Origin of the sequence: Mesorhizobium sp. J18, assembly GCF_007829525.1 — a bacterium.
In the GTDB taxonomy this organism is placed as follows: domain Bacteria; phylum Pseudomonadota; class Alphaproteobacteria; order Rhizobiales; family Rhizobiaceae; genus VLJP01.
Window position 1 is genome coordinate 16,962 of record NZ_VLJP01000030.1, and the last position, 22,125, is coordinate 39,086.

Genomic DNA, 22,125 nt, shown 5'->3' on the forward strand with positions numbered 1-22,125 from the left:
CTGCAACACGGCCGGCAATTGGCAGTTGCCGGAATGCCCCTAGCCCACCAGCGTCCGATGAATGCTTTCGGCGGCATCCCTGCCCTGCGCCACTGCCGAGACTGTCAGGTCGTCGCCGCCAAGCACGCAGTCTCCCCCTGCCCATACTTTCGGCAGAGAGGTCCGGCCTTCGGCATCGACCCTGATGCGTCCAGCCTCCATCTCGATCGCATTGCCGCTGCCATTCAGCGGCACGGGATCGAAGCTCTGGCCGATCGCCTTGAATATCTGATCCGCCTCGAGGGTGACGGCCTCACCGGTGCCGACGAGCCTGCCGTCCCGCAAGGCTGTATATTCCAGCTCCAACCCGACAGCCTTGCCGTTCTCCACGATCACCCGCCTCGGCTGCAGCCAGTGGCGGATAACGACACCGTTGGCGGCGGCCAGTTCCTGCTCATATTCGGAGGCGTTCATATGCTCCCGACCACGCCGGTAGCAGATCGTCACCTGCTCGGCGCCGAGCAGCTTGGACTGAATGGCCGCGTCGATCGCCGTCATGCCGCCACCGATGACGATCACGTTGCGGCCGACCGGCAGCTTGCTCAGATCGTCGGCCTGGCGAAGCGTGGCGATGAAATCGACGGCGTTTTCTACCCCGGCGGCATCCTCGCCCTGGGCGCGCAGGGCATTGACCCCGGCAAGCCCGGCTCCGAGGAAAACTGCATCGTAGTTTGCCGTTAGATCGGCCAGTGCGAAATCACGGCCCAGCGCCTTTCCGTTCTCGATCGTAATGCCGCCGATGGACAGGATGTAATCGACCTCGGCCTGCGCGAAGCCATCCGGAGTCTTGTAGGCGGCGATGCCATATTCGTTGAGCCCGCCGGCCTTCGGCTTCGCTTCGAAGATCGTCACCTCATGGCCGTGCATGGACAGCCGATGGGAGCAGGCGAGACCCGCCGGCCCAGCGCCGACCACGGCAATCCGTTTTCCGGTAGGTGCCGCGCGCTCGTAGAACTGCCGGCCCCGCGCCATGGCCGTGTCGGTGGCGTAGCGCTGCAGCCGCCCGATCTGCACCGGCTTGCCTTCGGCCGCCTCGCGCACGCAGGCTTCCTCGCATAGCGTCTCGGTCGGGCAGACGCGGGCGCACATCCCGCCAAGGATGTTCTGATCGAAGATGGTCTTGGCCGAGCCGAGCGGATTGCCCGTCGCGATCTGGCGGATGAAGAGCGGAATGTCGATGGAGGTCGGGCACGCCTGCATGCAGGGCGCATCGTAGCAGAAATAGCAGCGATCCGCCTCCACCAGCGCCTCATGTTGATCGAATGGCGGATGCAGATCGGAAAAATTCTCGGCATATTGGGCAGAATCAAGCCGCCCGGCGGCTATACCGGCAGCATATCGACCGTCAGCCATCAGCATTCCCCATTATTCTTGTTTAAGGGAAACGCTAACGCAGATTCATTTTTTTATCAATCGGTCAAATTTCGACCAAGTCATTGATCTTATTTACTAAAAATATGATTTTTTTTGTCATGTTATTTAGCCTTATCGCGCGATGTCGGCTCTTCGTCATCGAAATCGTCTTATGAAGGGAATTGCGCCAACAAGCTTTATCCAGACTGGAAACCCGAAAGGAGCATCACCGTGGCTGCCTCTGCGAAATCCTTCTTCTGGTACGAGTTGATGACGACCGATCCGATGGCTGCGGAAGCCTTCTACACCGATGTCGTCGGCTGGGCGTCAGAGCCTTGGACCGCCCTGGACGCCGGGCCCTATATCATTATGAATGCCGGCGAGCGCGGCGTCGGCGGCATCATGAAAATTCCCGAAGTCGCTGCCGGCATGCCGCCGGCCTGGGTCGGCTACATCCATGCCGATGATGCGGACAAGGCGACGGAAGCGCTGGAAAAGGCCGGCGGAACTGTTCATCGGCCGCCGAGCGACATTCCGGAAGTCGGACGCTTCTCGGTCGTCTCCGACCCGCAGGGCGCCATCTTCATGTTCCTGCAGCCGAACGGGCCGAACCAGCCGCCCGTCCCTGCCACCACCCCCGGCCATGTCGGCTGGCACGAGCTTTACACGACCGACTGGCAGGCCACGCTGGATTTCTATTCCAGCCAGTTCGGCTGGACCAGGGACGAGAGCATGGATATGGGCGAGATGGGCATCTACCAGCTTTTCGCGGCGGGCGGAGAGGCGATCGGTGGCATGATGAACAAGCCGCCGCAGATACCGGCGCCCGTCTGGCTGTTCTACTTTAATGTCCCCGACATCGAGGCCGCTGCCGAACGCGTGAAGAATGGCGGCGGCAAGGTGCTGATGGGGCCGATACAGGTGCCGGGCGGAAGCTGGATCCTGCAATGCCGGGACCCGCAGGGCGCCTATTTTGCGCTCACCGCTCTACGCTGAGTTTGCGCAAATGGCAGCCCTCGATCTTACCCGCCGAGGGTCCGCCTGTCTTAAAGTGCGTCGTAGATCTCCGCCGCGTTCTCGTAAGTGTAGCGGATCGGCACCGGCGTTTGCGGCACCCAGCCTTCAGCCGTCTTCCCCGTCATCAGCCGGCAGGCGGTGTCGGTGTCGACCACCGCGCCGCCATAAAGGCGGTTGGCCAGATTGAGAATGCCGGTCTGATGCATGGCGACCGAGCCGCTGCCGCAGGCATCCTTCACCAGGAGCACGCGGAAGCCGAGCTTCAGAGCCGCCTTCACCGTCGCGTCCACACAGGCTTCCGTCCACACACCTGATACAATCAGCCACTCCGCACCCGCCGCTTTCAACTCGTCACCGAGCCCAGTGCCGAATGCAGATGCCTCGGATTTTATGATCAGCGGCTCGTCACCCTGCGGCGCGGCTTCCGGGCAGATCGCGGTCAGCGGGTCGCCCTTGTCGCTGAAGGCCGAGCGCCCGTCCGGCAGACGCGGATGGTGCTCTCCGGTTGTGGCAGCCTCGACATCCACGATATAGGCGAAGTGATAAAGCGGCAGGCTGGCCGTCCTCGCTGCCTCCTGCAGACGCATCACATTCGTGATAACCCGGTCGAATTCGACCGCAAGCAGGCGCTTGTCCTGCCGGTGTTCCTCCTGCAGGTCGATGAAGAGCGCCGCGGTTTTGTCGAGAGGGAGAGTGAAAGGCTGTTTCATCTCACCCTCGCATCCGCTCCAGATTGGCATCGAAGAGCGGTGCGGCCTGCAGGCGCGCGGCATGGCGCTTGCCGAGGATTTCAATTTCGAAGCCGTCCGCCTCGTCGGCGATCTCCTTCGGCACATAGCCAAGCGCGACGGATTTGCCCGCATTGTGCGCATAACCCCCGGAGGTCACCCAACCGCGCACCTCGCCCCGGAACCATATCGGTTCGTCGCCGATGACATCGGCATCCAGGGCACCGACGAGGAAGGAGCGCAGGCGCAGCCTGCCCCCATTCTCCCGCATTTCGACTGCGGCCGCCTTGCCGATGAAATCTGCCGGCTTGGAATAGGCGACGAAGCGATCGAGGCCAGCTTCCACGGGATCGTAGATCGGGCGGTATTCGCGGGCCCAGGAACCGTAATTCTTTTCCAGCCGCAACGCATTCAGCGCCCGCGAGCCGAAAAGGCCGATGCCGAATTCATCACCCGCCTCCCTCAGGATCTGGAAGACATGGCGCTGATATTCCGGCGCCATCCAGATCTCGTAGCCGAGATCGCCCGTATAGCTGATACGGCCGACAATGCAGGGCGCCATGCCGATATCCATCCGCGCCACCGCCATGAAGGGGAAGGCCTCGTTCGAAACGTCGGCTCTTGTCACCTTGGCGAGCACCGCGCGCGCTTTCGGTCCCGCCATGGCAAGCCCGACCCGTCCGAGACCGAGGGCCTCGATGCGGACCAAACCCTCGGCAGGCAGATGCCGCTCGAACCAGCGCATATGGTATTGCTCGGCAATGCCGGACCCCAGGATGAGCCATTCGCCGCCGAGATTGGCCAAGGTGAAATCGCCGATCAGCTTGCCGTCTTGCTTCAGCATCGGCGCCAGCGTCATGCGGCCGGGCCTCGGCAGCTTGCAGGCGAGCATGCGGTCGAGCCAGAACTCCGCGCCCTCGCCCGTTACCCGATATTTGGCGAAGGAGGAAATTTCCGTCAGCCCGACAGCTTCACGGACGGTCCTGACCTCCTGTCCGACATGCTCGAAATCGCTCGACCGACGCCATGAGAACTCGTCCTTCACACCATCCGGCGCATACCACAGCGGCACTTCGAGCCCATAGGTGACGCCGAACTGCGCGCCACGCGCTGCCAGAAGATCATAGACAGGAGTGGTCCTGAGCGGCCGGCCGGCGGGAAGTTCCTCATTGGGGAAGCGGATGGAAAAGCGGCGCGAATAGTTCTCGCGCACCTTGGCATTGGTATAGGCCATGGAAGCCCAGTCGCCATAGCGGGCGACGTCCATCGCCCAGATGTCGAAGCCTGGATCGCCCTCGATCATCCAGTTGGCGAGCGCCAGCCCGACGCCGCCGCCCTGGCTGAAACCGGCCATGACGCCGCAGGCGACCCAGAAGCCGGGAAGCCCGCGCACGGGTCCGACGAGCGGGTTGCCGTCCGGAGCGAAGGTGAAAGGTCCGTTGATGATCTGCTTGATGCCGGTCTTTTGGAAGGCCGGGAAATGGCGGAAGCCGACCTCCAGAGAAGGCGCTATGCGGTCGATGTCCGGCTCCAGAAGTTCATGGCCGAAATTCCACGGCGTCTGAAACTCGGACCACGGCTTGGCGGCCTTCTCATAGGTACCCATGAGCATGCCGCCGCGCTCCTGGCGCAGGTAGAGCTCGCCGTCGAAATCGACCGCGTGGATGATCTCGCTGCCGGTCTTCGTGTTCCATTCAGCGACTTCCGGCATGTCCTCCGTAATGAGATACATGTGCTCCATGGCGAGCACTGGCAGTTCCAGCCCGACCATGCGGCCGACCTCACGCGCCCACAGCCCGCCCGCATTGACGACATGCTCGGCCACTACCTCGCCCTTGTCGGTGATGACGCGCCACATTCCATCCTCGCGGCGAACAATGTCCTCGACCTTCGTGAAGCGCTCGACCTCAGCGCCGAGCTTGCGCGCCGCCTTGGCATAGGCATGGGTCACGCCGGAGGGATCAAGGTGGCCATCCTCGGAATTGCGTACCGCGCCGACGAATTGGCTCGGATCAAGCAGCGGCATCAGTTCGGCCGCTTCCCTGGCGGAGATTTCCTCCAGGTCGAGGCCGAGATAACGCCCTTTGGCGACGACGCCCCGCAGCCAGTCCATGCGCGCCTCGGTCGCCGCCAGAAGCACGCCGCCGGTGACGTGCACGCCGGTTGCCTGGCCGGACAGTTCCTCGATCTCCCTGTAGAGCTCGATCGTGTATTTCTGCAGCTTGGCGACGTTCGGATCGCCATTGATCGTGTGCATGCCGCCCGCTGCGTGCCAGGTCGAACCGGAGGTGAGCTCGCTGCGCTCGAGCAGGACGATATCGGTCCAGCCGTGTCGGGCGAGATGATAGAGCACCGAGCAACCGACGACACCGCCTCCGATGACCACGACCTTTGCATGGGACTTCATGGATTTTCTCTTCTTTCAGTGGATTGGAGAAAGTGAAGGGCAGCGCTTTGCGGATCGACCCTCCCCACAAGGGGGAGGGTTGGCAACGGACGCCATCATGGCTCCCCCGCTCCGATCTCTTCCTTGCGCTTCGCCACATAGGCTTCCAGTTCCTCGCGCACGCTTCCATCCATGACAGGCTCTTCGTATTCCTCCAGCGTCTTCTTCCACAAAAGCGTCGCGCGCTGGGTGGCGTCGCGCCCTCCGGCTTCCTGCCAGCTCTCGTAATTCTGCCAGTTGGAAAGCATAGGCTGGTAGAAGGCAGTCGAATAGCGTTCCAGCGTGTGCGGATCGCCGAAGAAATGCCCGCCGGTCGGCACGCGGCCCAGCGCGTCGAGAGCCAGTTCGCCCTCGTCCACGGTGATCGGCTGCAGGAACTCCGTCATGTGCTGGATCATCTCGACGTCGAGGATGAATTTTTCATAGGAAGCCGTCAGCCCCCCTTCCTGCCAGCCGGCGGCATGGTAGACGAGATTGCCATGTCCAAGGATGGCGCCCCATAGCGCCATCATGGTCTCCCAGGCGCCCTGCGCGTCCGCCGCGTTGGAGGCCGAACCCGGCGTCGTGCGGTAGGGCAGATTGTAGCGCCGTGCGAGTTGTCCCGAGGCAATGTTGGCCTTGGTGTTTTCCGGCGTGCCGAAGGCTGGCGCCCCGGACTTCATGTCCACATTCGAGGTGAAGGCCCCGTAGGTAACCGGTGCGCCCGGACGCACAAGCTGCGTGAGCACAATGCCAGCCAGCGCCTCTGCATTCTGCTGGGCAAGGGCTCCGGCAAGCGTCACAGGGCTCATGGCCCCCATCAGGGTGAAAGGCGTCACGCAGACCGATTGGCCATGTCCGGCCATGGTCATCAGCCCTTCGGCCATCTGTTCATCGAAACGGCGCGGGCTGTTGACGGATATAATCGTCGTTACCGACGGGCTGCCGAGCATCTCTTCGAGCGTCAGGCCGCGCGCGATCGCCATCATCCGGATGCCGTCGAGCGCCCTGCCCCGCCCGATGGCCGAGACGTGGAAGCTCTTGTCGGTCAGCGTGAGGTTGGCGAAATAGGTATCCAGATGGCGCGAGTTCGCCGGCAATTCGATCGGCGCACAGACTTGGTTGCCGAGCATATGAATGCAGTTGAAATGCTGAGCCAATCGGACCAGGTCGCAATAGTCCCGATAATTTCCCGATCGCCTGCCGCGTTCCATGTCGTGGACATTGGGCGGCCCGGCGACCAGGGTGAAGTTCATATCACTGCTACCAAGCCTGACGACCCGCTCCGGATTGCGCGGTGTCAGCGTATAAGCCGAAGGCGCGGTGGAAAGCGCCTGCTCGACCAACCCACGATCGATCCGCACCACGCCGCCTACGATGTCAACCGTGGCACCAGCCTTCGCAAAGAGGTCGAGCGCCCGCGCGCTCATCACCTCGATGCCGAATTCCTCCAGGATGCGCAGCGAGGCTTGATGGATCGCCTCGACCTGATCGGCGGAAAGGATCTCCATCGGCGGATAGGGATTGCGCACCCGGCGCAGGGGCAGTTGCGGAATGGCTGCAGGCCCCTTGGCACGGGCTCGCTCGGCTGATCGGCGGCGGCGGACATGTTCCATGCCTGTTATGGATACGCCGATGGCCAAGACCGGCTGTCAGGAAAGCGTCATTGGCAGGCGAGAATTTAGCGATGGCGTCATGGGCATCACCAGTGATACTAATAAAGCGACATCATGAGCCGCTATTTCGACAATCGGCTGAGTCCGCGGCTCTCCCCGAAACTTAATAAACGTCTAAAGATTCCTTTTAATATTTTCGCCTAATGCTGGCCGCATGTTTGCGTCCGGTTTTAATCGAGTTTTAGCGATCGCGCTGCTTCTGGCGCTTTCAGCCTGTGCCACGCCGCCGAAGCAGATCAATGATGTCTGTGCGGTTTTCGATCAGCGGGCCGGCTTCTTCAACAACTGGCACAGCGCAGCAAGGCGCGCCGAGCAGAGATACGGCATTCCGGTCCCTGTTCTGATGGCGACGATCCGCAAGGAGTCCGGCTTCAATGGCCGCGCGCGCCCGCCGCGCACCAAACTTCTGGGCTTCATCCCCTGGAAGCACAAATCGACCGCCTATGGCTATTCGCAGGCGCTGAACGGCACCTGGGAGCAGTATCAGCGTGAGACCGGACGCTTCGCCGCCCGACGGTCCAATTTCGCCGACGCAGTGGATTTTGTCGGCTGGTATCACTCCAAGACCGCCGAAAGATACGGCGTGGCCCGCAATGATGCCTATAATCTCTACCTGGCCTATTATTTCGGCTGGGGCGGCTATGGGCGCGGAGACTGGCGCAACGACAGCAGAATGCAGAGATATGCGCGCGAGACCGAGCAGATGGCGCAGCAATATGCGGTGCAACTCGGCAAATGCGGCATCTGAGGCTGCCTGAAGTCAGGTGATGCCGTGACGGCTACAGCCGGCAACCGGCACCAATTCACGCGCATGCCAGACTCATATCTTCGCCGGTTGTGGCGTGATCTCTGTCGAGACTTGGCGAACGCATGGTGGATCGTGTCTGCCCCAGCAGATAGAACCCTCAAACCTCATGAACTACCGCGGTTTTCTACCGAAGATGCGGATATATTCAGCCTCGCCGCCCTTGGCCAAAGCCTTTGCCTGCCTTACCCAGTCGTCGCGCTCGATGCGCCCGCGGAAGTTCAGATGCTCGTCAACCCAGGCGCGTTCGGCTTTCTTCCACGCCGCGATCTGCGCATAGCTATAGATGCCGAGGTCGTTGAGTGTAGCCTCGATCTTCGGCCCGACTCCCGAAATGAGCTTGAGATCGTCGGGCTCGCGCGGCTTTCTGATTGCCGGGGGACGCCCCGTATCCTTTGCCGGAACCCGCGAACCGCCGCGATTGGCCTTGGCGGCGGCGGTTACTGGTGTGCCGCTCTTCGGTCGCGTGGAGGTCACCTGCCGGGCAAGGCCGGGCTTCACGCGGGCGCTTGCCGCCTCGCGGCCCTCGCCCACTTCACCGGCCGTAACCTCCGGCGCCGACGAGCCCGGAATAGCCGAAGCCGCCGAACGAGGCTTGCGGGATTTCCGCTCCGGAGAGGCTTTCAGAGCGACAGCGGCCGGCGAAACCGGATCGGCCGTCTCCGAAGCGACCTCCGCAGCCTCACCTTGTTTCGCGACGGGCGCCTTGGTGACACGTGTCTCTTCCGTCGGCGGCTCTGTTGAAGCGTCCCTCGGCTTTTCCTTTGCGAAGCTGATCACCGGCTCCTGCGTGGCCAGTTGCTCGTCATCGAGCCAGCACAGGCTGCGATGCCCGCCGCCAAGATCCCGGAAGGGGGGCAACTGGGTCTCGCACTTGTTGTCGGGGACGAATTTCTTCCAGCGGCAGCGCGTCTGGAAGGGGCAGCCGGGCGGAGGGTTCATCGCCGAAGGGATGTCGCCTTCCAGCACTATATGCTTCTTCTTGACGCTGGTATCGGCAATGGGGATCGCCGAGAGCAGAGCCTCCGTATAGGGATGATAGGGCGGTGAGAAAATCTGCTCGGTCGTGCCCTGCTCCACGATATGACCGAGATACATAACGACCACACGGTCCGCGATATAGCGCACCACCGAAAGATCGTGGCTGATGAACAGCATCGTGGTCTTCGACTGGCGCTGGATATCCATCAGTAGTTCGGTCACCGCAGCCTGCACCGAAACGTCGAGTGCCGAGACCGGCTCGTCCGCCACCACCACCTTCGGCGTACCTGCAAAGGCGCGCGCCACGCCTATACGCTGTTTCTGGCCGCCCGAAAGCTGGCGCGGCATGCGCTTCTCGAAAGCGCGCGGCAGCTTGACCAAATCGAGGAGTTGCAGCATGCGCTCGCGCCTTTCGGCGCTGTTCCGGCCGACGCGGAACTTCTCCAGCGTGCGGATGATCTGCGACCCGACTGAGTGGCTCGGATTGAGCGTATCGAACGGGTTCTGGAACACCATCTGGATGGATGAGATTGTCCTGGTGTCGCGCTTTTCGATCGGCACCTTCTCGATCTGGGTATTGGCGAGCGTGACCGAGCCTGACGTCGCCGTCTCCAGGCCCAGGAGGACCTTGGCGAGCGTGGACTTGCCGCAACCCGATTCACCAACGATGGCGACGGTTTCGGATTCCCGCGCTTCGAAGCTGATGGATTCGTTGGCCTTGACGACCCGCGTCTCCTTGCCGCCGAAAATCTCGTTCGCCGCCACCTGATAATACTTCTTCAAGTCGTCGATCTTGAGCACCGGCGCGCCAGGTTCGATCGGCTCGTTCTGCTTGATCTTCTCGGGCACCGCGGTCCAGTCGAGGTCCTGGAAGCGCACACAGCGGCTGAAATGGTTCTCATGCGCCGGCACCTCGATCATGGGGATTTCTGCGGCATTGCACACCCCGTCCACGAAATGGTGGCAGCGCGGGCCGAAATTGCATCCCTTCGGACGCTCATGCGGCAGCGGCAACTGCCCCGGAATGGCGATCAGCGGCCGTGAATTCTTGTCCGCACCCGGCAGCGGGATCGAGCGGAACAGCCCTTGCGTATAGGGATGGCGCATCCGGTCGAACACATCCTTGACTGTTCCCGTCTCTACCGCCTCGCCGGAATACATGACCGTGATGCGGTCGCAGGTCTCCAGGATCAGGCCGAGATTGTGCGAGATGAAAAGCATGGACGTGCCGAACTGCTTTCCAAGATCCTTGACCAGTTGCACGATGCCGGCCTCGACCGTCACGTCCAGCGCCGTCGTCGGCTCGTCGAGCAGGAGCAGAGCCGGCTTAGACAAGAGCGCCATGGCGATGACGATGCGCTGCTGCTGGCCGCCGGAAAGCTGATGCGGGTAGGAGCGCATGATGCGTTCCGGATCCGGCAGGCGGACCGATTTCAGCATTTCGAGCGAACGGTTCCAGGCCTCTTCCTTCGACACCTTCTCGTGGATCAGCGGCACTTCCATGAGCTGCCGGCCAATCTTCATGGCCGGGTTGAGGCTCGCCATGGGCTCCTGATAGATCATTGCGATCTTGTTGCCGCGTATCTGCCGGAGCTCCTCCTCGGACATCTCGCCCATGTCCCGGCCCTGGAACTTGATCCTGCCGCCGGTGATCTTTCCGATATTGGAAAGGTCGCGCATGATGCCGAGCGCCACGGTCGACTTGCCGCAACCGGATTCCCCGACAATCCCCATCGCCTCACCCGGCATAACGGTGCAGGAAAAATCCATTACCGCCGGTATCTCGGCCATTCGCGTGAAGAAAGAGATGGAGAGATTTTCGATTTCGAGGATCGGTTGGGTCATTTGCCTTACCTTCTCGCGCCCCCTTGAAGGGCAATCAGTCTTTGAGCGATTGCTCGCGCAATGCGTCGGCTAGCAGGTTGAGGCCGAGCACGAAGGACATCAGCGCCAGCACCGGCGGCAGCGCCGGATGGATGTAGAGACGCAGGAGCCGGCTGGATTCCTTGATGCCCGTGCCCCAGTCGGGGCTTTCCGGCGCCAGGCCGAGCCCGAAATAACCGAGCGTGCCGAGCAGGATCGTCGTGTAGCCGATGCGCAGGCACACATCGACGATCAGCGGCCCGCGGGCATTCGGCAGGATCTCCCAGAGCATGATGTACCAGGGATTTTCGCCGCGCGTCTGCGCCGCCGCCACATAGTCGCGCGTCTTGATGTCCATGACCAGCCCGCGCACGATGCGGAACACGCCGGGACTCGAGGCGAAGACGACGGCGACGAAGATGTTGAGTTCGTTCGGCCTGATCGAGATGATGCCGAGCGGATCGGCATTGAACACCAGACCGGCATAGATCCAGCCGCCGATCAGAATCGTCAATGCCAGTTGGACCGCCAATAGCTGCGGCCGTCTTCGAAACCGCGTGTAGAACAGCGTGCAGAAAAATATGATGGGGAAGATGAAGAAGATTCCGGCCATCCAGTAAGGAATGGCGGTGTCCATGATGCCCGGCGTGACCAGCAGGTAGAAGAGCAGGATCACCGGGAAGGCAAGGACGAGGTTCGCCAGGAAGGAAAGAACCGTGTCGATCCTGCCGCCGTAATAGCCGGCCGGCAGGCCGAGCGTGGTGCCCACCATGAGCGCGAACAGGGTCGCCGCAGGCGCAATCACCAGCACGATCCGGCTGCCATGCACCATGCGGCTGAACACGTCGCGCGCCAGCTTGTCGCCTCCGAACAGGAATATCTTGCCGCTTCCCGGCTCGATGGAGCCGGGCATCGCATCCTTCAGCAGCGGGAACTGCTGCAGCGGCGCAAAAGGCGCGACGGTGTCGGCGAAGATCGCGGTGAACAGCCAGAACAGGCAGATCATCACCCCGGCGATGCCGACACCGGAATCGAATAGCTGCCCGTAAAGGCCGAGCCTGCGTTTGAACATGACGCTCAGGACAAGGACGATGGCGAGCGCCAGCCATACGGGCCAGAACTGGCTGATGACGCCGAGAATGATGCCAAGCGTGCCGACTTGTTCGATTCCCATGCCCGCCCCCTTATTTCACGCGGATGCGCGGATTGAGCAGCGCATATCCGATGTCGGAAACAAGCTGCGTGACGAGAACGACGAAGACGGAGACCAGAGAACAGCCGAGAAGCAGGTCTATGTCGTTGTTGCCGGCCGCCTCCACCAGCGTGTAGCCGAAGCCCTGATAGCGGAACATGACCTCGACGATGACGACGCCCGTAAGAAGCCAGGGAAACTGCAGCATGATGACCGTGAAGGGGGCAATCAGCGCATTGCGAAGCGCATGCTTGATGACCACCGCCGGGAAACTCAGGCCTTTGAGGCGCGCGGTGCGGATATATTGCTGCGTCATCACCTCCACCATGGAGGCGCGCGTCATCCTCGCTATGTAGCCGATGCCGTAGATTGCCATGGTCATCACGGGCAGGGTGAAATTGTAGAAGCTCGGCCCTTCCCTCGTGGCAGTCGCGGCGGAGCCGTTCAGCCAGCCSAGCCATGAGGCGAAGATGACCGTGAAGATGACGCCCGACACATATTCGGGCGTCGCGGTGGTCGCGATCGCCGTCACCGACAGCGACCGGTCGGTGCGCGTCCCCTCCCGCATTCCTGCAAGCACGCCTATCAGCAGCGAGACGGGCACCATCACGACCATGACCCAGAGCATCAATATGCCGGTTGCCCCGAGCGCCGGGAACAGCTTATTCCCGACCGGCACCTTGAATTTCGTAGAGCAGCCGAAATCGCCCTGCAGGATGCCGGAATATTTCGGCTCCGCCGGGTCGGCGCAGAACGAAAAACGGGCGGTCGCCTGGCCGGTTTCCGGATTGATGATCGGCTGCTTCTTCACCACGCCGATCCACTGTCCGTAGCGGATCAGGAACGGCTCCCTATAGCCGTTTCTTTCCAGCCAGGCCTCCTGGTCGGCCCGAGTGGCTCGCATGTCCATCTGGCTCAGCGCCAGCTTGGTCAGATTGGGTTCCAGATTGACCATGTAGAACACGACAAGCGTGAGACAGAGCATGGTCAACGCCATGACACCAAGGCGTCGCAATATGAAGGTCAGCACGGGCGCCCCTCCCCTCGGCCGGGGTCTTTATCCATCGGTGCAGAAAGGAAGGGGCCAAACAGGCCCCGTCCCTTGATCTTCACTCACGCTTCCTCGTCGAGCCAGACCTGATGCAGGTCAATCTCAAACATCGGATGCATGCCGTGGTTTTTCACGGCCGGAACGGAATGGTTGTAGAGGTTGCGCCAGTAAGGCTGGATGACGATGCCCGAATCCTTGATGCGCTGCTCGATATCCTTCATCACCGTCTTGCGCTGCTCATTGTCGCCGATCGACGCGGCCTGGGTGAGCAGCTTGTCGAGTTCCGGGTCGGAATAGGCCGTCTCATTCCAGCTTGAGCCGGTCTTGTAGGCCAGCGAGACGACCTGGATGCCGAGCGGCCGCATGTTCCAGTTGGTCGCCGAGAAAGGATATTTGGTCCAGTCGTTCCAGAATGTGGAGCCCGGCAGCACGGTGCGCTTCACCTTGAAGCCGGCCTCGCGGAGCTGGGCCGCCACCGCGTCGCAGGTGTTCTTGTGCCAGTTCTCGTCGACGGAAATGATCTCGTGCTCGAAGTCGGCCTGACCGGCCTCCTCGATCAGCACCTTGGCCTTTTCGACGTCGCGCTCATGCGTACCGATCTCGGCCCAGTCCGGCTGGATCGGCGCCACATGGTAGTTGTCGGCCTTGGTGCCGGCGTTGTTGATGCCGAGTTGCAGGACGACGTTGTTGTCGACGCCGAGCTGAACCGCCTGGCGCACCTTCTGGTCGTCATAGGGCTTGTTGGCGACGTTCATGCGCACGCAAAGCGTGGTCGAGGTCTGCACCTCGGATTTTACAAGGTCGAGGCTGTCGAGGATCTCGACGTAGTCGGCCGTTGTCTCGTAGTTGGTGTGGATCTCGCCGGCCTCGAAGGCGTTGACCTCAGCCGAGGGATCGGTGCCGTAATCGATGAACTCGATGCCGTCGAGATAGGCTTCGCCGCCCCACCACTGGCCGTTCTCGCGCCGCTTGTAGACGACGCGGTTGCCGACTTCGTAGGAGACGAGATCGAAAGGGCCTGTCCCGATCGGATTGGCAACCCAGTCGGCGCCGGTCTCGTCAAAGCTTGGATGCACGATGAGCGCCGGATAGTCGGAAACGCCCGCAATGATCGTCACGTCCGGCTCCGACAGCTTCAGCTTCACCGTGTAGTCGTCGACCCGCTCGACCGCGCCTTCGCGCAGCTTCTTGGTCTCGGGATCGATCAGGGAGGCGAGGCGGGTGGGCATCGAATTGCCCTCGACGGTCTGATCGCACCAGCGCGTGATGTTGTAGATCACGTCGTCGGCACCAAAAGCGTCGCCGTTGTTCCAGGTCACGCCCTGGCGCACGTGAAGGACATATTCCGTGGCGTCCTCGTTGACCTCCCAGCTTTCGAGCAGCCGGCCCTCGAAGGTGAAGTCTCGCGTGAACTTGACCAGCGGCTCGAGCGACTGCCGCATGGCGTTCGAGATCTCCGACCAGTCAGCCAGGCGCGGATCCTTGTTCGCCTTGATGAACATGGAAACGCGGATCGTTCCGCCCTTCTTAGGCTCTTGCGCGACGGCCTTCACCGGAGCCGCCAGCCCCATCATGCCGTAAGCCATCGCTGTTGAAGCACCGAAAACGCTGGCCATTGCAAGAAATTCGCGACGATCGATCCTGCCTGCCCGAGCATCGGCAGCCAGAGTCTCAATATGTGACGGTACACGGTCACTGTTGCTTTTGAAGAACTTCATCGACGCACTCCCATTGATCCCACAGTTTCTCTCTTTTCGTAGCATTCCGCATCCGGCCGGACTTGTCAAAACACGAAGCCGAGCGGGCCAGCGTCAGCCAAATGTGCAACTTTGATGATCTGACGGATGGCGGATTTGCGACAAAGTTGACGCAAAAATTGCATTCGGGGTCGAATTTGGCGCCCCGGGGCACGGCCGGAATTTCCGGCTTGCCCACATGAGGATGCGGCACGACCGTTCTATCTGCCGGGAACCGTGATTGACGGTTGTGAGTGTCCTTGATAGCAAGTTCTCCTTACGCTTGAGGTGCTTCGCTCCGCATTCGCGGACGAGGTAAAAGGGAATACGGAAGGCGTCCTGCGAGCTGCATTCGTCGAAGCCGTAGCTGCTCCCGCAACTGTAAGCGCCGAGGCGTCCCTATCTGCCACTGGGTGCAATACCTGGGAAGGCCGGGACGCCGCCGAAGCGCGAGCCAGGAAACCTGCCTCAGGCCGTCACCGTCCGGATGCGGGATGCTTCCGGGGCTGTGTTCTCGCAGTGGTGGCGAAGTCTGTCATCGCTGGCGGGATGTCGCTTCTTCACAAAGCTGCACCTTCCGGCATCAACATCCGCATCGCGGAGGGGGCCAGGAATGTTCGCATTTACTTCAAGAACCGTAACCGCGGGTACGGTATCCGCACTTGCACTGGCGATAGCGCTCACATCCGCAGGAGCGCAGGAGCAGATCGACCTCGACCGCATCGTGGTCACGCCGAACCGCACGCCAACGGAGGAAAGCAAGGTCGGCTCGACGGTGAACACGGTCACGCAGGAACAGATCGAAAGGGAATCACGGCCGGTCATCGTCGATTACCTGAACCAGATTCCGGGTATCTCGCTCGCCAGCCAGGGTGGTCTCGGCAAGGAAACGAGCCTCAGCATTCGCGGCGCCGACAAGAAATACGTCGAGACACTATTCAACGGCATCGATATCTCCGATACCACGGCCACACAGGTCCAGACATCGTTCGAGCATGTTCTCGCCGACGGCATTACGGGCATCGAAGTCCTCAAGGGGTCGCAGAGCATTCTCTACGGGTCGGACGCCGTTGCGGGCGTCATAAACATCACGACCCTGCCGGACCCGAATGAGATGGGTCTGACCCAGAGAATGCTCATCGAAGGAGGCTCGCATGAAACGGCCCGGGCGGCTTATGCACTTGCCAACGTCACCGACCGCAGCCGCTTTTCACTGAATCTCGGCGGCCTTTACACCGGCGGTATTTCGGCAGCTCTGGTCAACGGTGCTCCAACGGTCGATTCGAATGCTTCGGGCCTGGAGGACGATTTCTATCAGAACATCACCGGCTCTTTCGCCGGGGAATTCCAACTGACAGACAATTTCAGCGTCTTCGGTACCGGCTTCATCGTCAGGAGCAAAGGCGACTTTGACGATTCCGGCCTGCCGCCGACCGACAACACGCTGAACACCGGCCGCTTCGACCAGCATGCCGGCCGCTTCGGCTTCAATCTCGATCTGCTCGATGGCCGCTTCCGCAACACCGTCTCGGTACAGCTTGCCGAGATAGATCGCGACGTGCTGACGGTCAGTGCTTTCGGTCCGTTCGAAGGCAACTATCAGGGACGACGCTCCAAGCTCGATTATCAGGGGGCCTTCGATATAACGGACCGCCTTACGCTGCAGTTCGGCGGCGATGTGGAGGAACAGCGCGCCTGGATCACCAACAATTACGGCACGAACACTGACGACCGCGCCTCGATTGCCGGCATATGGACGCAACTTGTCGCGGAGCCGATCGACAATCTGACCTTGAGCGCCGGCATACGCCATGACGAGCACAGCGAGTTCGGCGGCTTCACCAGCTATCGTGGTACCGCCGCCTATCTTTTCGAGCAAACGGGCACAAAGCTCAGGGCCTCGATCGGCACGGGTTTTCGCGCCCCGAGCCTTTACGAGCTCAACTATGTCAGCTTCGACCCAACGGTTCCCCTGCCCGATCTCGATCCTGAAGAGAGCCTTTCATGGGATATCGGCATCGACCAGTATTTCATGGACGGAAATGCAAGGGCCAGCCTCACCTATTTCCAGCTCGATACCGACAATCTCATCGACTACGATTTCGTCAACGACACTTATATCCAATTTCCTGGCACGACGCGCCGCAACGGTGTCGAGGCTGAAATCGCTTATGCCGTGAATGGCTGGCTTGAGATCGGCGGCAGCTATACCTACACCCATGCGGAACAGGAGGACGGCGAAAGGCGGCCGCGCATTCCCGAACACATGTTCGGTCTTTCTGCGTCGGCGGAACCGTGGGAACGCTGGACCATATCCGCATCGGCAAAAGTGGCTCTCGACACTGTGGACCTCGTCTCGCCGAGCTACGGCACTTACGACCGCGTCCCTCTTGACGACTACGTTCTGGTCAATGCCAAGATCGGATACAAGCCGACTGAGGACAGCGAGTTGTATCTGCGCGTGGAAAACCTGCTGGATCAGGACTATCAGACCGTCCACGGCTATGGCACGCCGGGCTTCTCGGTCTTCGCCGGTTTCCGCGCGAAATTCGGGCCGTGAAGCAACGATATATGCCCTCCTCCGGCTCCAAATCGGTCCCGTCATCCCCGACCTCGAAGCGAAGCGGAGAGTGTCGGGAACCCAGGTCTCGGCGGGTGTGGTGCCGACCTTCCTTGAAAGCGGTTTTCCCCAACCTGCGTGCAGGCCAGAGGGGGGGATTTTCCTGTGGCATCCTATTTTTCGCAATCGCTGCCTTGGTAGCCCTCACCCTCCCCGCCGCAGCCGCGCCGAAGCGGGTCATGTCGCTCAATGTCTGCACAGACCAGCTTGCCATGGCGCTGGCCGGGCCGGACCAGCTTACCTCGGTTTCCTTCCTCGCCGGCGACCCGGACCTCTCCGTCATGCACAAGGAAGCCTCGGCATATTCGAAGAACAGGGGCCTCGCCGAGGAAGTCTTCCTTGCCCAACCCGATATGGTGGTGACCGGCACCTATTCCCTCCACAACACCACCGCCCTCCTGAAGCGGCTCGACTTCCAGGTGGAGGAATTCCCCTTCACTCAGACGCTCGAATCCATCCCCGCAGACATCCGCCGCATGGGCGAAATCCTAGGACGGGAGGGCCGGGCCGAACGCATGGCCACCGAATTCGAGCGCGAACTGCAAAGCGCCGAAAATGCGGCTTGCGAACCGGTGCCCACGGCGATCGCCTATGACCAGAACGGCGTCGCGCTTGGCGCGGGCACGCTCGCCGATTCCGTCCTGAAAGCTGCCGGTTTCCGCAACCTTGCGGCAGAGAGCGGCATCCATGGCATGGCGCCCTTCCCGCTCGAGCTTCTGGTGTCGCTCAAGCCGGATGTGGTGATCGTCCCGCGCAGCTTGAGCGACGCACCGTCGCTTGCCGACCAGATCCCGCGCCATCCGGCGATCGGCGCGCTGAAGGAAAGCCGCATCGGCACTTTCGTGCCGCGCGCCTCCTGGGCCTGCGGCGGACCTTTCACCATCGAGGCCGTCCGGGCGCTGCGCACCTTGCGCAAGGACGTCGCGCCATGCGCGGAAAAGACATCGGCACTTCGATGAAGGCAATCCGGCTGACCCTTCTGCTCGGCGCTCTCGCCACGCTGTTCTTCGTCCTGTCCCTGCTGATCGGACCTGCCGAACTGGGCATCGTCAAAAGCATCGGCGGGCTGTTCGCCGGCGGCGACGAAGCGGCGATGATCATCATGCGCGAGATACGCCTGCCGCGCGCGATCCTGGCGCTCGGCGTCGGCTTCAGCCTCGGCATTTCCGGCGCGGTCCTGCAGGGTTTCCTGCGCAATCCGCTGGCCGAACCGGGCATCATCGGCGTCTCGGCCGTGGCCTCGCTCGGCGCCGTCTCGACCTTCTACACCGGCATTGCCGGGGCCTCGCTCTTCGCGCTCCCCGCCGGCGCACTGGGCGGCGCTCTGGTTGCCGTCCTCGTGCTTCTGGCGATTGCCGCTCGCCACGGCTCGACGCTGACGCTGATCCTCGCGGGCATCGCGCTTACCAGCCTTGCCGGCGCGCTCACCTCGCTGATCCTGAACCTGTCGCCCAATCCCTTCGCCAGCTACGAAATCATCTTCTGGCTGCTCGGCTCCATCAAGGATCGCTCCATGGAGCATGTCTGGCTGGCCCTGCCTTTGATGATCGCCGGCTGGATTCTCATCGCCTTCGCCGCGCGCGCCATCGACGCCCTGTCGCTTGGCGAGGAAGCGGCATCGAGCCTCGGGGTGAGCATGGCCCACACCCGGATTCTCATCGTCGCAGGCGTGGCGCTTTGCGTCGGCGCGGGGACCGCCGTGACGGGCGCTATCGGCTTTGTCGGCCTGGTCGTGCCGCATCTGATCCGGCCGCTGACCGATCGAATGCCGAGCAATCTCCTTCTGCCTTCCGGGCTTGGCGGCGCGGCACTGCTGCTTGCAGCCGACATCGCCGTCAGGGTGGTCGTGCCGGGCCGCGAGCTCAATATCGGCGTGGTGACGGCATTGATCGGCGCGCCCTTCTTCCTCTGGCTCGTCATCCGCGCGCGGCGGGAGATGTTCTGATGCGTTTGGTGGTCTCCAACCTCTCCGTCACCCTTTCCGGCCGTAAGGTGCTGCGCCGGGTGAGCCTGTCGATCTCTCCCGGCGAGGTGGTCGGCCTGCTCGGGCCGAACGGTGCGGGAAAATCGACTTTGATGCGCGCCATCGTCAGTCAGATACGGAGCAGCGGAAGCATCACCTTCGGCGACGAGAGTCTTGCTGCGCTGGGCGACCGGGATCGCGCCCGCCTCGTCGCCTATCTGCCGCAGGCCCGCGTGATCGGCTGGCAGCTTTCGGTGCGCAATGTCGTCGCGCTGGGCCGCCTGCCCTGGCGCGGCTTCGCCAAAGGCCCCGGCGACCATGACCGGGCAGTCTGTGAAGAGGCCATGCGGCTGATGGACGTCGCCTATCTTGCCGACCGTCCGGCAACCGAGCTTTCCGGCGGCGAGCAGGCGCGGGTGCTTGCCGCGCGCGCGGTGGCGCAGGAGACGCCGCTGCTTCTCGCCGACGAGCCGGCCTCCGGCCTCGATCCGGCGCACCAGATCTCCATGATGCAGGCCCTGCGACGGCTTTCCGCACAGGGCCGCTCCGTCCTCGTCTCTTTGCACGACCTCACGCTCGCAGCTCGCTGGTGCGACCGGCTGGTTCTGCTGAAGGATGGCAGCATCGCCGACGAAGGCCCACCGGAAGCCGTGCTGACGTCCGGCAACCTGCAGGACGTGTTCAATGTCAGCGCTCACATCGCGCAGGACGAGAACGGGCTGATCCTGGCGCCCACGGGGCTGGTGGAGCAGCGCGGCACCCATTCCGGCCAATAAGGCCAGCAAAAAAGAAGCCCGGCCGGTGGAGGGCGTCCGGCCGGGCTTCCTCCCGCAGTTCCCTATCGGGAACGGGGCAGGGAACGGGTTCTATTCGGCGCTTGCGACCGGCTGCACCAGCGGCGTGATGCGGCGGATCGCGACGCGCCTGTTCTCGCGCTCCGGCTCTTCCGTATCGATCTTCAGATACTGTTCGCCATAGCCCTGGGTGAACATGTTCTCGGGCGGAATGCCGAAGACATTGGTCAGCGCCTCGGCAACGGACTCCGCCCGCCTGTCGGACAGCGCTAGATTGGCCGTATCCGAGCCGACGGCATCCGTATGGCCCTCGATCAGGAAGGTCTCGCCCGGATTTTCCTCGATCAGGCGCTCCATGGCGACGGCCACATCCTCGAGGGTCTCGATCTCGCTTTCCGCGATCTGGTCCGAGCCGAACTCGAAATTGATCGTATCGAGATCGACGCGCCGCACGGTATCGCGGATTCGGGCCGAATACTTGACCTCATCGACCGTATAGAGCCGCTGGACCGGTTCCACCGGAGGCTGGTCGAGGAAAGCATAGTAGTCGTCCGGGCCGACATCCGGCTCCGCCTCCAGAATATATTCGGAGGCAGGAATGGTCAGTTGCATCGGCGGCAGATCGGCTGCCGGATCATGCCACTCGTTCCAGTCTTCCCGCTCGCCGGCATAGACCAGGACATATTCGCGGCCGTCGGGTGCGATACGCGAACGCCGGATGATGTCGCCATAGCGGTTGCGGATCGTGATGACCTGCACACCGTTATCGCGCACCACCACTTCGCGGGTGCGGCCGCGCGGCAGTTCCTCATAATAGTAGTCGTTCGACCTCCAGCGCACCCGCTCGCGATCCTGGCTCTGGACGATCGTGGTGTTGTTGAACTGGATCACGGCCCGATCGCCGATTTCCTCGACCACTCTCGCGCCTTCCCAGCGCTCCGGCCGCCGACGCTCGCCATCCTCGATACGGCGTCCTTCCTCGGCCGTCACGGGCCGGATTTCCTCGACCTGTATCCGCTCCTGCGCGGTACGATCCGAGTCGGGCGGCGGGCCGGCTTCCTCGCGGCTCTGCTGTCGCTCCTGGCGCCGCTCACCCCGTCCGGCCCCGTCCCGGTCGCGATCACGACCTTCCCGCGCCTCACCGGCGGCAGGCTGCTCCTTCTGGCTGTCCAGCACCGGCGCGGCATTTTCAGGCAAGGCTTCGCCTTCAGCCGCCTCGCCTTCGCGGGCCGGCTGTCCGCCTTCCTCCGGGGCCTGTTCTGCGGCATCGGGCGCACTTTCGGGAGCAGGCTCCTGTTCTCCGGCAGCCCGGCCGTCCGGAGCATCCGCGTCGGCGGGGCGCCGTGGACGTTCGGCCTGGCCTTCAGCCGCACCCTCTTCCGCAGCACCTTCCTCGGCAGCGCCTTCTCCGGCAGCAGGTTCTCCTGCATCTTCGCCTTCAGCGCGCGTCGGCTCGTCTGCCGGAGCGGTATCTTCCGAAGGCTGCGCTTCTTCGGCTGCGGGCTCTTCAGCCGGCTCCTCGGGAGCGGCCTGTTCCTCGGCAGGAGCCTGATCCTGTGCCGGAGCTTCCTCGGCAGCTTCCGGCTCAGCCGGAGCCTCAGGCTCGGCCTGCTGCTGCTCGGGCTCTGCCGGCTCAGCCTGTTCCTGTGCTGGCTCAGGCGCTGCCGAGGGCTCCTCGGCGCTCGGTTCCGGCTCCGCTTGTCCCTCAGCCTCGCCAGCTTCCGGAGCGGGTTCGGGTGCGGGCTCGGGAGCAGGTTGTGCCTCCTCCTGAGCGGGCGCCGGCTCAGGCTCAGGCGCAGCTTCCTGTTGCGGCTCGGGCTGTGGCTCGGGAGCAGCCTGTGGCTCTGCCGGAGGCTGCTGGGCCGCCGGCTCCTCGGTCGGT

The 22,125-nt window shown here is 62.6% G+C and carries 14 protein-coding genes, 1 pseudogene and 1 riboswitch; of the genes and pseudogenes, 6 read left to right on the plus strand and 9 right to left on the minus strand.

Annotated features, from left to right (window positions below; genetic code table 11):
• Positions 1 to 39: 39 nt before the first annotated feature.
• Positions 40 to 1,392, minus strand: coding sequence for an NAD(P)-dependent oxidoreductase (locus tag L598_RS12375; RefSeq protein WP_144862835.1), 1,353 nt, complete (start codon positions 1,390 to 1,392; stop codon positions 40 to 42).
• Positions 1,393 to 1,662: 270 nt separating this feature from the next.
• Between L598_RS12375 and L598_RS12380 the strand changes: the two genes are divergently transcribed.
• Positions 1,663 to 2,388 (plus strand): VOC family protein, encoded by a 726-nt coding sequence (locus tag L598_RS12380; protein ID WP_144862848.1) that lies wholly within the window; start codon positions 1,663 to 1,665, stop codon positions 2,386 to 2,388.
• 50 nt (positions 2,389 to 2,438) lie between these two features.
• Here L598_RS12380 and L598_RS12385 read toward each other — a convergent pair whose 3' ends face one another.
• The 3 genes from L598_RS12385 to L598_RS12395 all read right to left on the minus strand — a co-directional run bounded on the left by L598_RS12385 (position 2,439) and on the right by L598_RS12395 (position 7,178).
• A complete protein-coding gene (locus L598_RS12385) occupies positions 2,439 to 3,119 on the minus strand; it encodes an isochorismatase family protein (protein ID WP_144862836.1) in 681 nt (226 codons plus the stop codon).
• A gap of 1 nt (position 3,120) precedes the next feature.
• A complete protein-coding gene (locus L598_RS12390) occupies positions 3,121 to 5,544 on the minus strand; it encodes an FAD-dependent oxidoreductase (RefSeq protein ID WP_144862837.1) in 2,424 nt (807 codons plus the stop codon).
• 95 nt (positions 5,545 to 5,639) lie between these two features.
• Positions 5,640 to 7,178 (minus strand): trimethylamine methyltransferase family protein, encoded by a 1,539-nt coding sequence (locus L598_RS12395; RefSeq protein ID WP_144862838.1) that lies wholly within the window; start codon positions 7,176 to 7,178, stop codon positions 5,640 to 5,642.
• Positions 7,179 to 7,392: 214 nt separating this feature from the next.
• On the opposite strand from L598_RS12395, the gene L598_RS12400 reads away from it, so the two are divergent.
• Positions 7,393 to 7,986 (plus strand): transglycosylase SLT domain-containing protein, encoded by a 594-nt coding sequence (locus L598_RS12400; protein WP_144862839.1) that lies wholly within the window; start codon positions 7,393 to 7,395, stop codon positions 7,984 to 7,986.
• 816 nt (positions 7,987 to 8,802) lie between these two features.
• Here the strand turns inward: L598_RS12400 and L598_RS12405 are convergent.
• The 4 genes and pseudogenes from L598_RS12405 to L598_RS12420 all read right to left on the minus strand — a co-directional run.
• Positions 8,803 to 10,869 (minus strand): annotated as a pseudogene (locus L598_RS12405) (ABC transporter ATP-binding protein); the annotation flags it as partial.
• Between the two features lie 34 nt (positions 10,870 to 10,903).
• On the minus strand, positions 10,904 to 12,061 hold the full coding sequence (locus tag L598_RS12410) for an ABC transporter permease (RefSeq protein WP_144862841.1): 1,158 nt from the start codon (positions 12,059 to 12,061) through the stop codon (positions 10,904 to 10,906).
• 10 nt (positions 12,062 to 12,071) lie between these two features.
• Positions 12,072 to 13,109 carry an ABC transporter permease gene (locus L598_RS12415; RefSeq protein ID WP_246658737.1) on the minus strand — a complete coding sequence of 346 codons (1,038 nt, stop codon included), beginning with the start codon at positions 13,107 to 13,109 and terminating at the stop codon, positions 12,072 to 12,074.
• Between the two features lie 83 nt (positions 13,110 to 13,192).
• Positions 13,193 to 14,848: an ABC transporter substrate-binding protein gene (locus L598_RS12420; RefSeq protein WP_144862842.1), complete on the minus strand. Its 1,656-nt coding sequence runs from the start codon at positions 14,846 to 14,848 to the stop codon at positions 13,193 to 13,195.
• 287 nt (positions 14,849 to 15,135) lie between these two features.
• A riboswitch (cobalamin riboswitch) is annotated at positions 15,136 to 15,352 on the plus strand.
• Between the two features lie 127 nt (positions 15,353 to 15,479).
• On the opposite strand from L598_RS12420, the gene L598_RS12425 reads away from it, so the two are divergent.
• The 4 genes from L598_RS12425 (at position 15,480) to L598_RS12440 (ending at position 20,225) form a co-directional block, all read left to right on the plus strand.
• A complete protein-coding gene (locus L598_RS12425; protein WP_144862843.1) occupies positions 15,480 to 17,426 on the plus strand; it encodes a TonB-dependent receptor in 1,947 nt (648 codons plus the stop codon).
• A 194-nt stretch (positions 17,427 to 17,620) separates the two neighbouring features.
• Positions 17,621 to 18,445: an ABC transporter substrate-binding protein gene (locus L598_RS12430; RefSeq protein ID WP_246658738.1), complete on the plus strand. Its 825-nt coding sequence runs from the start codon at positions 17,621 to 17,623 to the stop codon at positions 18,443 to 18,445.
• Positions 18,442 to 19,431, plus strand: coding sequence for an iron ABC transporter permease (locus L598_RS12435; protein WP_144862851.1), 990 nt, complete (start codon positions 18,442 to 18,444; stop codon positions 19,429 to 19,431). The genes L598_RS12430 and L598_RS12435 overlap by 4 nt, the downstream gene beginning before the upstream one ends.
• Positions 19,431 to 20,225, plus strand: coding sequence for an ABC transporter ATP-binding protein (locus L598_RS12440; RefSeq protein ID WP_144862844.1), 795 nt, complete (start codon positions 19,431 to 19,433; stop codon positions 20,223 to 20,225). Before L598_RS12435 ends, L598_RS12440 begins: the two co-directional genes overlap by 1 nt.
• Before the next feature lie 90 nt (positions 20,226 to 20,315).
• Here the strand turns inward: L598_RS12440 and L598_RS12445 are convergent.
• On the minus strand, positions 20,316 to 22,125 hold a 1,810-nt coding region (locus L598_RS12445), incomplete at its 5' end, for an OmpA family protein (RefSeq protein WP_144862845.1).